Source organism: Neorhizobium sp. USDA 3394 (genome assembly GCF_056280385.1).
Genome location: NZ_JBWCDU010000001.1, coordinates 1311047 through 1325865, shown reverse-complemented (window position 1 = coordinate 1325865; position 14819 = coordinate 1311047). Strand labels below are relative to the sequence as shown.

Here is a 14819-nt window from a genome sequence, read left to right as displayed (position 1 = left end):
TTAAATCAAACATAATTATACAATGTTGTATCAGGTCAGGTCGGGGAAGTGTGAGAGGTCGCGGCCTTGGCAGGTTACGTCAAGGTTGCCAGGATCTCGCAGCAGTGAAACCTTTGACCCCACGGTTCGTTGCATTGGCGGAAGCGGCGCCCGCCGCCGCTTTCGTTCGTGCCGGCAGCCGGGCGCGCATCGGCACAAATAAACGCGCAAAAGTATATGTTTTTTAAGCTACAACCGCTTCCGCCGTTGGACGCCGCATCCAGGCTCATGCTAGAACCACTTCAAAGATAGGCTGTCAGGTTTCAGATGCATAAGCGAATGGCGTTCCTCCTGCAGACGATCGGCTTCGGGTAGGCATCATGACTTCCAAGACGATCGCCGAAAAAAAGGACGACTATATTCAGTCTTTCTTGAGCCGTCGGTTTTCGCCCGCCGAGGTTTACGGCATTGCGACCCTCGGCGTGCTGATCGCGTTCGGGCTGCGCATCTCGCTGCATGGCATCCTCGACGAAAGGGCGCCTTTCACGTTCTTCATTCCACCGATCCTGGTTGCCGCCCTTATCGGGGGCTTGCGGGCCTCCCTTTTCGCGGTGGCCCTTTCCGTTCTGGCAGCCTACGTCATCAAGGAGTTGACACCGCGGGGAGCCGTTTTCTCGGAAATGGCCATGCTCAGCGCAATCGGCGTGGTGATCGCACTGGTGGGTGAAATCCTTCACTCCGCCCGCAAGGCGATCGGAAAAGCCCAGGCGAAGGCTGAATCCCGCGAAGCCCATCTTCGCTCCGTCCTCGACACCGTCCTCGATGCCAGCATCGTCAGTACAAAGGACGGGACAATCGTCTCCTTCAACGCCGCAGCAATCCGCCAGTTCGGCTACAGCGAAGAAGAGGTGGTCGGCCAGAACCTGCGCATGCTGATGCCGGAACCCTACCACCGCGAACACGACGGTTATATGGAAAGGTATCTGAAGACCGGCGAAAAGCGGATCATCGGCATGGACCGCGTGGTCGTCGGGCGACGCAAGGACGGTTCGACCTTCCCGATGAAGCTCGCTGTCGGCGAGACCCATACCGGCGGGGAAACCTTCTTCACCGGTTTCGTGCGCGACCTGACCGAACGCGAGGAATCGGCCGCACGCCTGCAGGAGATCCAGGGAGAGCTCGCACGGCTCGCCCGCCTCAATGAAATGGGTGAAATGGCATCCACCCTCGCCCACGAGCTGAACCAGCCCCTCTCGGCGATCGCCAACTATGTGCATGGTTGCGCACGCCTCCTGCGAGACATGGACGAAGCCGTCGCGGTGCGCATGCGCGAAGCGCTGGAAGAGACCGCGCGCCAGTCGCTGAGAGCAGGCCAGATCATCAAGCACCTGCGGGAATTCGTCACCAAGGGCGAGACTGAAAAGGCGCCGGAGAACATCCGGCGCCTGGTGGAAGAAGCCGGCGCCCTGGCGCTGGTCGGCTCGCGCGAAAAAGGTGTCCGGGTGATTTTCGAGTTCGCGCAAGGACCGGAAATGGTCACCGTCGACCGCATTCAGGTCCAGCAGGTGCTCATCAACCTGATGCGCAACGCCGTCGAGGCAATGCGCGACAGCCAGCGGCGGGAACTGGTCATCCGCACCCTCCAGGAGGGCGAAGACATGATCCAGGTGATCGTCCAGGATACCGGCCCCGGCATTCCCGAAGAGATTTCCGGGCAGCTTTTCAAACCCTTCGTCACCACCAAGGCCGGCGGCATGGGGATAGGGCTCTCGATCTCCAAGCGCATCGTCGAAGCGCATGGCGGCGAGATGACGGTGACGCGCAATGCGGCCGGAGGCGCGACGTTCCGTTTCACACTCCCGATCGACAAGGAGGAACGCGACAATGCAGACGGGTGACTATACCATCCATATCGTCGACGACGAGGAGCCGGTCAGAAAGTCCCTTGCCTTCATGCTGACCATGAACGGCTTCGCCGTGCGCATGCATGAAACCGCCTCGTCCTTCCTGCAGTTCGCGCCGAGTGTGCGAAACGGCGTTCTGGTCACCGACCTCAGGATGCCTGACATGACCGGCGTCGAACTGATCCGCAAGCTGACAACCAGCCGGACCGGCATTCCTTCGATCGTCATAACCGGCCACGGCGACGTGCCGATGGCGGTGGAGGCGATGAAGGCCGGCGCCGTAGACTTCATCGAGAAACCGTTCGGCGACACGGTCATCATCGAAGCGATCCAGCGGGCTGCCGAGTTGCTGTCGGATAAAATGCTCGACACGGACGATCTGGCCGAGGTTCAGACGCGGCTTGATAGCCTGAGCGACAGGGAGAGGCAGGTGCTGGCGGCCGTGGTTGCCGGCCTGCCGAACAAGTCGATCGCCTACGATCTCGACATCAGCCCACGGACCGTCGAGGTGCATCGCGCCAACGTCATGGCCAAGATGAAGGCGAAAAGCCTGCCGCAACTCGTTCGCATGGCGATAGCTGCCGGTTTCGGCCCCGACTGAACGGCGGAAAAATATTGGAATTTCTTGATCTATCGCAAAGCGCTGCTCCCCACGCAGGCCCTAGATGTCTGATTTGAGCGGCTCTCCGGCTGCCCCCATCCCCGCGGGAAGTTTGGTGTTATCACAAGCGAGAAGCATAGTCGTCATCGCGCCCGATCTCGGTCTCAGGCAGTCGTTGACATTCGCACTCGAGGTAGAGGGCTACCGCGTCGAGGCCCATGATTCCTGGTGCAACGGCAATATCATCGCCAGCCCGACACTCTGCATGATCATCGACGACCAGGTGCTGCGCTCCTGCACCAATGCCCGGCAGCACCTGCACCAATGGGGTCAGGCCGTGATCCTGCTGACCGACGGCATGTCTCCACCCATCGAAGACGAACTGGGGCCGATCCTGAGCCTCGCCAAGCCGTTCAACGGCGCCGATCTTGTCAGCCTCGTCAAAAGCCTTGCGCTCGCCGCCTGAGCCACGTTCGCAGTTTCCCCCGCTGCCCCTAAGTAAATACCCCTAGTGATACAAACGAATTTTTCCCCGACCTGTCTTCTGTCATCTTGATGATCACAGCAAGGGGAGACGTGAAGATGCAAACCGCAGCCGCTCATGCCACGAAGTTGGAGCTCACCAAGAGCCAGATCGTGATCGCATCCCCGACCGCGGGCCTCCTCCGGGCCAATACCGTGACGACCTTCAATGCCGGTGCCGAAATCTACGCCCCCGGCGACAAGGCAGGAACGTTCTATCACGTCGAATTCGGTGCCGTGCGGATCCACCGGCTGCTGTCCGACGGAAGGAGACAGGTCATCGCCTTCCATCTGGCCGGGGAGACTTTCGGCTTCGAGGCTGACCGGACCCATAGTTTCTTCGCCGAAGCCATCGCTCCGACGGGCTTGCGCGCCATCAGCCGCGCCGCCAACGACCAGGCCTTGCCGGAACTGCTCTCGCTGGCGCTGCGCGGCATGCTGCGCGCCCAGGAACATATCATGATGATCGGCCGCCAGACGGCGGTGGAACGGATCGCCGGCTTCCTCGTCGACATGTCGGAACGCCAAGGCGGACTGGAACACTTCGACATACCCATGACCCGGCTTGATATAGCCGATTATTTAGGCCTGACGATCGAAACGGTGTCGCGCGTGTTCGCAAAACTCCGTACGGCCGGCCTTATCAAACTGCGGAGCATTCGTTGCATCGAGATCAAGAAGCACGAAGCACTCCGCAGCCTCTGCGCATGACATGAAATGACAATACGCATGGCATTGAAATAGCATTGAAATGGCAGTGCATGAACGGACGAACGGCGGTTGTCCGTAGACTTGAAGTGCATACCTCCTCGATTTCAGGATATTCCTCCCTGACTGCTGAGCGGCAGGTTGTCTCCCCCGACGGCCTGCCGCAAAGTCGTGCCTGACGATCAGCCGCGCCCTGCGCCGAGCTCATCGAGCAGACCGCGCATCTGCCGCACGATCTCGCTGCTCGTCTCATGCGAAATCGGCGCCTGGAAACCGAAGGCGATGGCACGCTCGTCCGCGCTTTCGACGGGCCGTCGGCAGGAACTGTGGACCTCGTGTACCCCGGTTTCCCGAACCACCCGCTCGACGGTCGCCAGATTGATGCCGCCGCCGGGCATGATCGACACCCGGTCTCCCGCCCGCTCCACCAGCATCTTCAACATGTCGATCCCGTCCGGCCCGCTGACCTTGAGGCCGGAGGTCAGGATACGCTCGACGCCGAGCTCGACCGCCTGTTCCAGCGCCTCGAACGGATCCGGCACCAGATCGAAGGCGCGGTGCAGCGTTACGCCGAGGCCTCGCGCATGCGCCATCAGCCGCCTGAGCAAGGGCATGTCGAGCGTCATGTCGGGACAGCTGGCACCAATCACGACGCCTGCAAGGCCCGCCGCCCGCACCGCATCGATATCCGCCATCATCGCCACCTCGTTGTCGGCGTCGTAGACGAAGCTGCCGGCGCGCGGCCGGATGATCGCATAGACCGGGATCGGCGCCTTGGAGGCAAGCGCGATCATGCCCGGCGGCGGCGTCAGGCCGCCGACGTCGAGCGCCGCACAGAGTTCGATCCGGTTTGCGCCGCCGGCGATTGCGGCTGCGAGACCTTCGGGGCTATCGACGCAGACTTCGAGCAGGATGGACAGAATCAGTCTCCTTGATGACCGTCACCTTCGTGACCTTAGACGGCACTTTCGCGACCGTGGACGGCACCCTCGTGACCGTAGACGGCACTTTGATGGCCGAGCACCGCAGCGCCCACCAGCCCGCCATCCTCCTGCCGCAGCGCCGGTGTCACCAGCGGGTGATCGAAACGGTTGAGGATGCGCTTGCGCACCGCCCGGTCCAGCGCATCGATCAGCGGCGTGACCGAAGCAAGCCCGCCGCCGACCGGCACGATCGAGGCACCGGTGACATTGACCGACAGGGCCAGCGGATCGGCGATCAGTTCGAGATAGACGGCAACGGTCCTTGCCGCCCTCGCCTCGCCCACCTGCCAGTCTTCGAGGATCCGGTAGCTGGTCTCCTCGCAGCCGTGCAGGAAATGATGCAGCCGCTCGATGCCGCGTGCCCCGCCGATCGTATCGACGCAGCCGGACTGGCCGCAGCCGCAGGAAAAGCGCGGAACATGGAGCGTCTCGCCACCAAGCTCGACACTCGTGTTGAGGATCGGCCCATGGCCCCATTCGCCGGTGACGCCGCCGGCGCCGCGCACCAGCCGGCCGTCGATTGCGAGGCCCCCGCCGATGCCGGTGCCCATGATGGCGCAGAACACCACCGAATGGCCGCGCCCGACGCCCTCGTTGGCTTCGGCGAGAGTCAGGCAGTCCGCGTCATTGGCAGCGAGTACCGGACGGCCGAGAATGGCAGACAATTCGTCGCCGATCCGCCGTCCGGTTATGCAGGGAATATTGGCCGAGGTCGCAACTCCGTCACGCGGATCGATGAGGCCGGCGATCGACAGCGCCAGCGGCGAGGCCGGATCGCCGGAACCCGCATTGCGCTCGATGAGCCCTGAGAGAGAGGCCGCAAGATCGTCCCAACTGGCAGCCGGCGTCGCCACCTTTTCGAGCGGCACCAGCGTGCCGGGTGCCGGCGAGACCGCGAATTTCATGAACGACCCGCCGATATCGACGCAGAAGACCGGCCTTGCCGGCCCAACTTGGCCTGTCGTGCGGGGTGTTGCGGCGATGCTCATTTGCGCGGATCCAGAAGGTCGCGAAGGCCGTCGCCGAGGATGTTGAAGCCAAGCACGGTGATCATGATCGCCAGGCCGGGAAACAGCGACATCCAGATGTTGAGGCCGAGATAGTTGCGGCCGTCGCTCATCATCGCGCCCCATTCGGGAAGCGGCGGCTGGGCGCCGAGGCCGAGGAACGACAGGCTTGCGGCCGACAGGATGACGGTGCCGGCAGTCAGCGTCGACTGCACGATGATCGGTCCGATCGCGTTGCGTAGGATGTAATGGCTCATGATACGGCGGCGCGAGATGCCGAGGGAGACGGCGGCTTCGACATAGTCCATGCCCTTCAGGCCCAGCGTCAGGTTGCGGCTGAGGCGGGCGTAGACCGGCACGGAGAAAATGGCAATGGCGATCAGAAGGTTGATCAGGCTGCTGCCGAGCACGCTGACGATCAGGATGGCGAGCACGATGCCCGGAAAGGCAAACAGGATGTCCATCGTCCACATGATCGCCTGGTCGACATACCGGCCGCTCATGCCCGAGAGGATGCCGAGCGGGACGCCGACAAGCACCGCCAACCCGACGGCCAGAACCACCTCGGCCAAGGAAATGCGCGCTCCGAAAATGACACGGGCGAAGATATCGCGGCCGTTGTCGTCGGTCCCGAACGGATGCGCCAGCGATGGCGGCTCCATGATTGCAAGCAGGTCCTGGACATAAGGATCAGCCGGCGCGATCAGCGGCGCGAAGATTGCGGCGAGCACGATAATGCCGATCAGGAAGCCGCCGATGGTGATGCTGCGATGGGTCGCCATCCAGCGCAGTCCCCGGTAGACCGCAGGCCGGCGCGACGCGGTATCGGTGTCAACGGATGCCATCAGTCGAACCTTATCTTCGGGTTGAGGAAGGCGATCAGCATCTCCGCCAGGAAGTTGATGACGACCACGCCGGTGACGGCGACGAGGGTCACGCCCTGGATGACCGGATAGTCGCGGTAACGCACCGCATCGACGAGGAACCGTCCGATACCCGGCCAGTTGAAGACGGATTCGGTCACGACAGCGCCCCCCATCAGGCTGCCGAAATTCAAGCCCACGATAGTGATGATCGGCAGCAGCGCATTGCGCAGCGCATGGCTCCAGTAGATGTTCCTCGGCAGGACGCCCTTGGCGTAAGCCGTGCGGATATAGTCCTGGCTCATCACCTCGATCATGCTGGAACGGGTCATGCGGGCGATGACCGCGGTCGGCAGAACGGCGAGCGTGATCGACGGCAGGATGAAGCTCTTCCAGGACGCGGCGCCAAGCAGCGGCAGCCAGCCGAGCTGCACGGAAAACGTATTCATCGCCATCAGCGCCAGCCAGAAATTGGCGATCGAGGCGCCGGCAATCGCAAGGATCATCACGATCTGGTCCGGCCAACCATGCCGGTAGATCGCCGCGATCATGCCGGCCGGCACGCCGATTCCGATGGCGATCAGATAGGCGGTAATCGCCAGCCCGATGGTAAACGGCAGGCGCTCGGCGATCTCGTCGACGACGGGCAGCTTGGACTTGATCGAAACGCCGAGATCGCCCCTCACCGCCCCATAGGCGAAGGAGGCATATTGGGCCGGCAGGCTGCGGTCGAGGCCGAGCCGCACGGTCATGTTGTCGACGGCCTCCTGCGTCGCCTCAGGTCCGGCCATCAGCCGCGCCGGATCGCCCGGCAGCGCACGGATCGCCACGAAGACCAGCAGCGACACGCCGATCAGGATCAGCGGCAGGGCCAGCAATTTCTTGGTGATATAGGCTTTCATCCGCCTTCTACGTTTTTATTCCAGGTTGTCCTACACTGAGAAAGCCCCACAGCTATCGACGCGACGCCCCCACTCGACGTCATCCTCGGCCTTGTACCGAGGATCTAACCACGTTTCCAATCAAACGCTGCAGATGCTCGGGACAAGCCCGAGCATGACGGAGGTAATGGCACACGGGCTTTCGAACAGGCCCTCCTCTCCCCGCCGGGAGAGGAGAAACCATTGTCGACTTGCATTTACTGCTTCTTTGCTTCCTTGACGACGATCAGGCCGCCGGGGATCACCCAGGTGCCCTTGACGCTGGCGCGCGTCGCAAACAGGTCCTGCTTGGTATAGAGCAGAACATGCGGAGCCTGCTCGTTCACCACCTTCTGGGCATCCACATAGATCGCGTTGCGCGCCTTTTCGTCTAGCGCCGAAGCTGCCTTGTCGATCAGCTCGTCAAGCTTGGCATCGGAGAAGAAGCCGAGGTTCGCACCGGCGGGCGACGCGCTCTTCGTGTAATAGAGCGGGCGGAACTGCAGGTCGGCGCCGTTGACGCCCGACGACCAGGAGGCGATCGACGAACCGATATTGTCCTTCTCCTTGCCGGCCGGATCCTGGAAAGCTGCCTTCGACCAGACGCCGCCTTCCATCTTGCGCACTTCGAGCTTGACGCCGGCCTTGGCCCACATCGCCTGCAGCAGTTCGCCGATGCGCGATTCCTGCTCCTGCACGATGGTCGACATGGCGAAACCGTCCGGATAACCGGCCTCCTTCAGGAGCTGCTTGGCCTTCTCGACATTGTAGGGATAGGGATTGAGCGTCTTGTCATAACCGGGGGTGACCGGAGCGAGCGGCGAATTCGCCGGCGTCGCATAACCGTTCATGAACGCCTTGACGATGCCGTCGCGGTCGGTCGCATAGTTCAGCGCCTGGCGGACGCGCACGTCGTCGAGCGGCTTCAGCTTGGTGTTGAGCGAGACCCAGAAGACGGCCGAACCGTCGGTCGTCGAGAGCTTCATCTCCGGGTTCGCCTTGACCTGCGCGGCAAAGGCGGCCGGGAACGGGTTGATGACGTCGGCATCGCCCGTCTGCAGCGCCATGTTCATCACCGAAGGCTCGGCCGTCCAGGTCCACTTGATCTGGTCTTCGCCCTTCGGCGCGCCGCCCCACCAATCGGTGTTCTTGGCCTGGATCACGTATTCGCCGGACTTGTATTCCTGCAGCTTGTAGGGACCGGTGCCGACGGCCTTGGAGCCGACCGTGCCGGCAGCGTCGGCAGTCGGGCTGACCATCAGGCAGGGACCGGTCGACAGAAGTGCCAGGAAGGCCGGGTACTGGGTCTTCAGCTTGAACTGAACGGTCAGCGGATCGACGGCGGTGACGCCTTCGAGGAAGGTGCGCAGACGACCACTGGCGGCAAGGCCGCGCTTGGTATCGAGGTGACGGGTGAAATTCTTGACCACGGCGTCGGCATCGAAGGCCGTACCGTCATGGAATTTTACGCCCGGACGCAGCTTGAAGGTCCAGACGAGACCGGACGCGTCGGCCGACCATTCGGTGGCGAGCGCGGGCTTCAGCGACAGATCGGGATCGCGCTTGATGAGGCCTTCGTACATCGGGTCGAGCAGGGCTGCGGTATAGGTCGCGGTCTGGTCGCCCGGATCCATGGAGCGCGGGGCTTCGGTCTGCATCACGTTGAGCGTCGCGGCACTCGCCGCGACAGGAAACACGAGGCTTGCCCGCGACGGCGCAGGCAAGCGTGAAATGGCGACTTTTCAAGAACATGGTCATGGTAGTTCACCCTTGGTTTTGTTGACACGGGGGCGGTCGTTGCCGCCTTAGATCATTTTTATAATTTATTGGCGTTGATTTGTTCATTTTCTGAACTTAGTGTCAACCCACCTTCACAAACAGAAAACGGCTGCCTTTGAACGCCTTGCTCACCTCCTCCCAGCGCCAGCTTGTGCGCGTCATCAGCGAGTCCGGTCCGCTCAGCCGGACCGAGATGGCGAACCTGCTGGGCTTGAGCAAGGCAGCGATGAGCGGCATTGCCCGCGACCTGATCGACCTCGGCGTGCTGCACGAAACCGAGACGGTCTATGGCCAGGGCCGCCCGTCGGTGCGGCTCGACCTGCATCCGGAATGCGCCTTCTTTGTCGGCATCTCGCTGCTCGAAGATCCGGCGCCGATGATCCTCTGCGACCTCAATGGCAAGATCATCGCCCGCCAGTCGATGCCGCTGTCGCGCGACCCGCAGGTCATCGCCGAGGCGATCACCGAGGGACTGCCGAGCCTTCTCCAAACCCATCCGTCAGCGAAGGAAAAACTGTCCGGCATCGGCGTCGCACTCTCCGGCTTCGTCGACGAGACGCAGTCGAACTGCGTGCAGTCCACCCTGCTCAACTGGCAGGACGTGCCCCTTGCAAAGATCATCCGGGAGCGTACCGGCGTCGAGACCTTCATCGAGAACGATGCGAAGGCGGTCGCCGTCAGCGAAAAGCTGTTCGGCAGCGCCCGCGAGATCCAGAGTTTCAGCGTCGTCTCGCTCGGCGACGGCATCGGCTGCGCCCATTTCATCGACGGCAAGCTCTATCGCGGCAATCACGGTGGCGCCGGCGAAATTGCCCACTGCACCATCGAGCCGGGTGGCTCGCCCTGCCGCTGCGGCAAGCGCGGCTGCCTCGATACCGTCTCCTCGATGAAGGCGATCAAGGAAATGTCGCGCGCCGAAGGGCTCCAATGCGTCTCGCTGTCCGACATCGAGAACGAGGCCTCGACCGGCAATGCGGCCGCGATCCGCATCCTGCACCGCGCCGGATCGGGGCTGGGACTGGCAATCGCCAACCTCATACAGATCAACGACCCCGGCCTGATCCTGATCACCCATGTCGAAGGCTCGTTCGACGGCCTGTTCGGCACGGTGGTCAATCAGGCGATCGAAACCAACGTGCTGCCGCGCTACGCCGGCCAGACGCCGATCCGCATCAAGCGCGTCGATGGCGATGTCTGGGCGCGGGGTGCGGCGAGCATCGCAGCCCATAACTTCCTGATCGGCCCCAACTCCAACTGAGGTTTCCCATGCGTATCGCTGTCGGCGGCATCCATATCGAATGCAGCACCTACAATCCGGTTCTCAACGAGGAAAAGGATTTTCGCGTCGTGCGCGGCGAGGACCTGACCGCTGCCCCCTATTTCGCCTTCCTCAAGGATTACGACGCCGAGTTCCTGCCGACCATCCACTGCCGCGCCATTGCCGGCGGTCCGGTCTCCCGCTCCACCTACGAGCGCTTCAAGGCCGAATTCCTCGATCGCCTGAAGCCCCTGCTGCCGCTCGACGGACTCTATCTCGCCATGCACGGCGCCATGTATGTGCAGGGCATGGAGGATGCGGAGGGCGACTGGATCACTGCCGCCCGCGATCTGGTCGGCCCGGACTGCACCATATCGGCCAGCTACGACCTGCACGGCAATGTCAGCCAGCGGATCATCGATGCGCTCGACATGTATTCCACCTACCGCACCGCGCCGCATATCGATGTCGAGGAGACCATGCGCCGCTCGGTGAAGATGCTGGTCGAGAGCCTGAAGACCGGCGTCAAGCCGGTGCTGCTCTGGGCGCCGATCCCCGTCGTGCTGCCGGGCGAGCGCACCTCGACGGTCGATGAGCCCGCAAAAAGCCTATACGCGATGATGCCGGAAATCGACGCGATCGACGGCGTCTGGGATGCGTCGCTGATGGTCGGCTACGTCTGGGCAGACGAACCGCGCGGCACGGCGGCCGCGATCATGACCGGCACCGACCGCACTGTGCTCGAGCGGGAAGCCAAGCGCGTCGCCAAGGCCTATTGGGACGCGCGCGAAAAATTCGTGTTCGGCTGCGAGACCGGTTCGATCCAGGACTGCGTCGACAAGGCGATTGCCTCGAAAACCGCCCCTGTCGTGCTTGCCGAATCCGGCGACAACCCGACCGGAGGCGGTGTGGGTGATCGTGCCGAGGTGCTGGCCGACCTGATCGAGAAGAAGGCAACCGGCGTCGTCTTCGCCGGCATTGCCGACAAGGCGGCGACAGAGGCCTGCTATGCCGCCGGCGTGGGTGCCGAACTCGACCTCACGATCGGCGCCTCGCTGGATACGATCGGCAGCAAGCCGGTCCAGGCAAAAGTGAAGGTGCAGTTCCTGCACGAGAGCACAGACCTTGCCGACCGACAGGCGGTGGTCGCGATCGGCGGCATCGAACTGGTCCTCTCCGCCAAGCGCCGCCCCTACCACTACATCGCCGATTTCACCCGCCTCGGCCTCGACCCGAACGGCGCAAAGATCATCGTCGTGAAGTCCGGCTATCTCTCGCCCGAACTGGCGCCGATTGCCAACCCCAACCTGATGGCGCTGTCGCCGGGCGTGGTCGACCAGTTCGTCGAACGCCTGGAACGCCACCGTAAGCTAAAGCCGACCTACCCCTTCGACAGGGATTTTACCTACGAGCCGCAGGTGTTCGTTTCGGCGCGGTCTGCGGGGCGGTGATTTCGGAAGGTCTGCGGACTGGTTAAGCCACCCACGGAGCTCTCGGTCGCCCCATCAGTGCCCACCGCACCCGCCCTCATCCCTGTGCTTGTCACAGGGATCCAGCAGCACCGCGTCTGCGGTGCAGAAGAGTCTTTTCAGCCCAAGGACTTGGGCTGACTGGATTCCTGTGACAAGCACAGGAATGAGGAATTGGAGGCAGGCGCACGATCACCAAGGTGACGCTGAACAATCTCCGAATTGACGATGAAAATGTCTCAGCCTTCTTCATGGGCCATGACGACGCACTCGCGTGTTGGACGAACAGCTCACTCAAAACGGGGACGTTTTCACCACTCTCGAAAAATTCCCCGCCCGCGTCCAAACACTTAGCCGCATTCCCTTCCCCCTCCATCCCCGCATCCCGCAGCCACCCGCATAATCCTCCCGTCATCGGATGGGAAACCGGGTTCGCGAACCGGCCGCATCATCCGGCTCGCAAGGTCCGGTTTCCGGTGACGGTCGAGGAAACGGTTTAGGGGCCTGACAATCCCCGGAAAACGCAGAAAACGGCCGGGGCAGGCGGAAAGCCTGAATACCCAATACCCCGAAATACCCCGCCTGCCCCATTCCCACAAAACGGAACCGCCGGATTTTCATCCGCGCGGCCAAAAGTGCTGTCTGGAAAAGAGGTCGTGACGTTGGCCGGCTGCTATTCCCCGGCGGTCGCGAATACCGCGCTGGCGTCGCTGACGATCGCCACATGCGAATAGGCCGCCTGCCCAGCCGCTGCCGCATCGGCGCGGATGATCGCGGTGACGATCTGGTCGTGCTCCTCGTAGGATTTCGCAAGGCGCCCCGGCAGGCGGAACTGCGCGCGGCGGAAAGGGGCGAGCCTGGCCCGCGTCTGCGTCACCATCTCGAAGACGTGGTCGTTATGGGCGCCGCGATAAAGCCTTGTGTGGAATTCGGTATTGTGCGCCGCATAGTCTTCCTCGGCGCTGGCATGCACCAGCCGCATCGAGCCGCGATGATCGAGCTCCAACGCCCGCCGCTCATCGACCGTCATCCGCTCCGCCGACAGCCGGGCGCAAATGCCTTCGAGCTCGGCCATCGCCTCGAACATCGAATGCAGATAGGTCCCGGTCACATTGGTGACGACGGCGCTGCGGTTCGGCTCGCGCCCGACAAGACCCATGGCACCGAGCTCGCGCAGGGCCTCGCGCACCGGCGTCCGGGACACTTCGAAACGCGAGGCGAGCGTGATCTCGTCGAGCTTCTCCCCCGGCAGGATGGCGCCCGTGACGATCATGTCGGCAATGGCGCGCACCATCTGTTCGACGGTGGTTCCGGTACGGATGACTTCTCTGCGCCTGACCTGCTTCACGGGACGATTCTACTTAACGCTCACAACCTGCATACAGATGCCGTTCCGGATTCGATAAGTCAAATGACGCCGGCAAGACATTGGTAGTTTTCAGCTTTCTGACGCCGGAAAATCCCACCGTCAATTGCCGTATTGCCCAAATGCGAGATTGCTGAACAAATAATAATGATTGATTATTTATTAAGCGAAGACGCGATGAATCTGTATGCACTTTTCACCATCGCTTTTTAGCCTGGAAAAATTCGAACGCAATAACAATAGCTTGACGCCTGGCACGCACATTGCATGCACTTTACCGTACCCGTTCGAAACCGGCCTAGCGCCGCAAGGAGCATTCCGATGACCAAACTCCTTCCCATGAACCGCCGCAATTTTCTCCAGGCTTCCGCTGCCGGCCTGGCAGCCGGTGCCGTCCCCGGCCTGATCGGCTCGCCTGCCGCGGCCCAGACCGCGCTCACCATCGGCTTCATCTATGTAGGCCCCAAGGACGACTATGGTTATAACCAAGCGCATGCCGAGGGCGCGGCCGTCATCAAGAAGATGCCCGGCATCACACTGGTCGAAGAGGAAAACGTCCCGGAAACCGTCGACGTCCAGAAGACCATGGAATCGATGATCAATCTCGACGGCGCTACCCTGCTCTTCCCGACCTCCTTCGGTTACTTCGACCCCCACATGCTGGCGATGGCCGCCAAATATCCGAAGGTGCAGTTCCGCCATTGCGGCGGCTTGTGGACCGAAGGCAAGCATCCGGCCAATACCGGCTCCTATTTCGGCTATATCGGCCAGGGCCAGTATCTGAACGGCATCGCCGCCGGCTATGCGTCGAAGAGCAAGAAGATCGGCTTCGTCGCCGCAAAGCCCATCCCGCAGGTCGTCCAGAACATCAACTCCTTCCTGCTCGGCGCCCGTTCGGTCGATCCGACCATCACCTGCCAGGTGATCTTCACCGGCGAATGGTCGCTCGCCGTCAAGGAAGCCGAAGCCACCAACGCGCTGATCGACCAGGGCGCCGACGTCATCACCTGCCATGTGGATAGCCCGAAGGTCGTGGTCGAGACGGCCGCCGGCCGCGGCGCCTTCGTCTGCGGTTATCACGCCAACCAGAGCGCGCTCGCCAAGGACAAGTACCTGACCGGCGCCGAATGGGCCTGGGGCAATGTCTATACCAACTTCATCAAGGCGGCCCAGAGCGGCGGCAAGCTCGGCAATTTCGTCCGCGGCGGCCTCAAGGACGGCTTCGTCAAGATGAGCCCGCTCGGACCCGCCGTTTCCGCCGAAGGCCGCAAGAAATTCGAGGCGACGCTCGCCGAGATCATGTCCGGCAAGTTCTCGGTCTTCAAGGGCCCGATCAAGGACAACAAGGGCAATGTCGTCGTCACCGCCGGCAAGTCGTTTGCCGAGGATGCGATCGAGCTGGAAAGCATGGGTTACCTGGTCGAGGGCGTCGTCGGGTCCACGTCCTGACCTGATGTCCT

The 14819-nt window shown here is 62.4% G+C and carries 13 protein-coding genes; 7 read left to right on the top strand and 6 right to left on the bottom strand.

Annotation, left to right across the window (positions count from 1 at the left end; genetic code table 11):
• Nucleotides 1-359 precede the first annotated feature (359 nt).
• The 4 genes from ACZ9EJ_RS06255 (at nt 360) to ACZ9EJ_RS06240 (ending at nt 3717) form a co-directional block, all read left to right on the top strand.
• Complete coding sequence (locus ACZ9EJ_RS06255) at nt 360-1877, top strand: PAS domain-containing sensor histidine kinase (RefSeq protein ID WP_046625871.1); 1518 nt, start codon at nt 360-362, stop codon at nt 1875-1877.
• Complete coding sequence (fixJ, locus tag ACZ9EJ_RS06250) at nt 1864-2484, top strand: response regulator FixJ (RefSeq protein WP_046639166.1); 621 nt, start codon at nt 1864-1866, stop codon at nt 2482-2484. The genes ACZ9EJ_RS06255 and fixJ overlap by 14 nt, the downstream gene beginning before the upstream one ends.
• A 115-nt stretch (nt 2485-2599) precedes the next feature.
• A complete protein-coding gene (locus ACZ9EJ_RS06245; protein WP_251090324.1) occupies nt 2600-2950 on the top strand; it encodes a transcriptional regulator in 351 nt (116 codons plus the stop codon).
• A 116-nt stretch (nt 2951-3066) separates the two neighbouring features.
• The gene (locus tag ACZ9EJ_RS06240) at nt 3067-3717 is read left to right on the top strand and encodes a helix-turn-helix domain-containing protein (protein WP_052753950.1); all 651 of its coding nucleotides are present in this window, start codon (nt 3067-3069) and stop codon (nt 3715-3717) included.
• 179 nt (nt 3718-3896) lie between these two features.
• Here ACZ9EJ_RS06240 and ACZ9EJ_RS06235 read toward each other — a convergent pair whose 3' ends face one another.
• The 5 genes from ACZ9EJ_RS06235 to ACZ9EJ_RS06215 form a co-directional block, all read right to left on the bottom strand.
• Nucleotides 3897-4634 (bottom strand): copper homeostasis protein CutC, encoded by a 738-nt coding sequence (locus ACZ9EJ_RS06235; RefSeq protein ID WP_046639164.1) that lies wholly within the window; start codon nt 4632-4634, stop codon nt 3897-3899.
• 35 nt (nt 4635-4669) lie between these two features.
• The gene (locus tag ACZ9EJ_RS06230; RefSeq protein WP_080955658.1) at nt 4670-5686 is read right to left on the bottom strand and encodes an ROK family protein; all 1017 of its coding nucleotides are present in this window, start codon (nt 5684-5686) and stop codon (nt 4670-4672) included.
• On the bottom strand, nt 5683-6549 hold the full coding sequence (locus tag ACZ9EJ_RS06225; RefSeq protein ID WP_046639163.1) for an ABC transporter permease: 867 nt from the start codon (nt 6547-6549) through the stop codon (nt 5683-5685). The genes ACZ9EJ_RS06230 and ACZ9EJ_RS06225 overlap by 4 nt, the downstream gene beginning before the upstream one ends.
• The gene (locus ACZ9EJ_RS06220) at nt 6549-7469 is read right to left on the bottom strand and encodes an ABC transporter permease (protein WP_046639162.1); all 921 of its coding nucleotides are present in this window, start codon (nt 7467-7469) and stop codon (nt 6549-6551) included. The genes ACZ9EJ_RS06225 and ACZ9EJ_RS06220 overlap by 1 nt, the downstream gene beginning before the upstream one ends.
• A 236-nt stretch (nt 7470-7705) precedes the next feature.
• On the bottom strand, nt 7706-9184 hold the full coding sequence (locus tag ACZ9EJ_RS06215; RefSeq protein WP_476098839.1) for an ABC transporter substrate-binding protein: 1479 nt from the start codon (nt 9182-9184) through the stop codon (nt 7706-7708).
• A 197-nt stretch (nt 9185-9381) separates the two neighbouring features.
• Between ACZ9EJ_RS06215 and ACZ9EJ_RS06210 the strand changes: the two genes are divergently transcribed.
• Nucleotides 9382-10524, top strand: coding sequence for an ROK family transcriptional regulator (locus tag ACZ9EJ_RS06210; RefSeq protein WP_251090321.1), 1143 nt, complete (start codon nt 9382-9384; stop codon nt 10522-10524).
• A gap of 8 nt (nt 10525-10532) precedes the next feature.
• Nucleotides 10533-11975, top strand: a complete 1443-nt coding sequence (locus ACZ9EJ_RS06205; RefSeq protein ID WP_046639161.1) for a M81 family metallopeptidase — start codon at nt 10533-10535, stop codon at nt 11973-11975.
• A gap of 691 nt (nt 11976-12666) precedes the next feature.
• Here ACZ9EJ_RS06205 and ACZ9EJ_RS06200 read toward each other — a convergent pair.
• Nucleotides 12667-13341 (bottom strand): GntR family transcriptional regulator, encoded by a 675-nt coding sequence (locus tag ACZ9EJ_RS06200; protein ID WP_046639160.1) that lies wholly within the window; start codon nt 13339-13341, stop codon nt 12667-12669.
• Nucleotides 13342-13680: 339 nt separating this feature from the next.
• Between ACZ9EJ_RS06200 and ACZ9EJ_RS06195 the strand changes: the two genes are divergently transcribed.
• Nucleotides 13681-14808, top strand: a complete 1128-nt coding sequence (locus ACZ9EJ_RS06195; protein WP_024164156.1) for a BMP family ABC transporter substrate-binding protein — start codon at nt 13681-13683, stop codon at nt 14806-14808.
• Nucleotides 14809-14819: the final 11 nt, after the last annotated feature.

Bases quoted from the DNA above. Each gene is read 5' to 3' on its own strand.
- ACZ9EJ_RS06255 (WP_046625871.1), top strand. From the start codon at position 360: ATGACTTCCAAGACGATCGCCGAAAAAAAGGACGACTATATTCAGTCT.
- fixJ (WP_046639166.1), top strand. From the start codon at position 1,864: ATGCAGACGGGTGACTATACCATCCATATCGTCGACGACGAGGAGCCG.
- ACZ9EJ_RS06240 (WP_052753950.1), top strand. From the start codon at position 3,067: ATGCAAACCGCAGCCGCTCATGCCACGAAGTTGGAGCTCACCAAGAGC.
- ACZ9EJ_RS06230 (WP_080955658.1), bottom strand. From the start codon at position 5,686: ATGAGCATCGCCGCAACACCCCGCACGACAGGCCAAGTTGGGCCGGCA.
- ACZ9EJ_RS06225 (WP_046639163.1), bottom strand. From the start codon at position 6,549: ATGGCATCCGTTGACACCGATACCGCGTCGCGCCGGCCTGCGGTCTAC.
- ACZ9EJ_RS06220 (WP_046639162.1), bottom strand. From the start codon at position 7,469: ATGAAAGCCTATATCACCAAGAAATTGCTGGCCCTGCCGCTGATCCTG.
- ACZ9EJ_RS06205 (WP_046639161.1), top strand. From the start codon at position 10,533: ATGCGTATCGCTGTCGGCGGCATCCATATCGAATGCAGCACCTACAAT.
- ACZ9EJ_RS06195 (WP_024164156.1), top strand. From the start codon at position 13,681: ATGACCAAACTCCTTCCCATGAACCGCCGCAATTTTCTCCAGGCTTCC.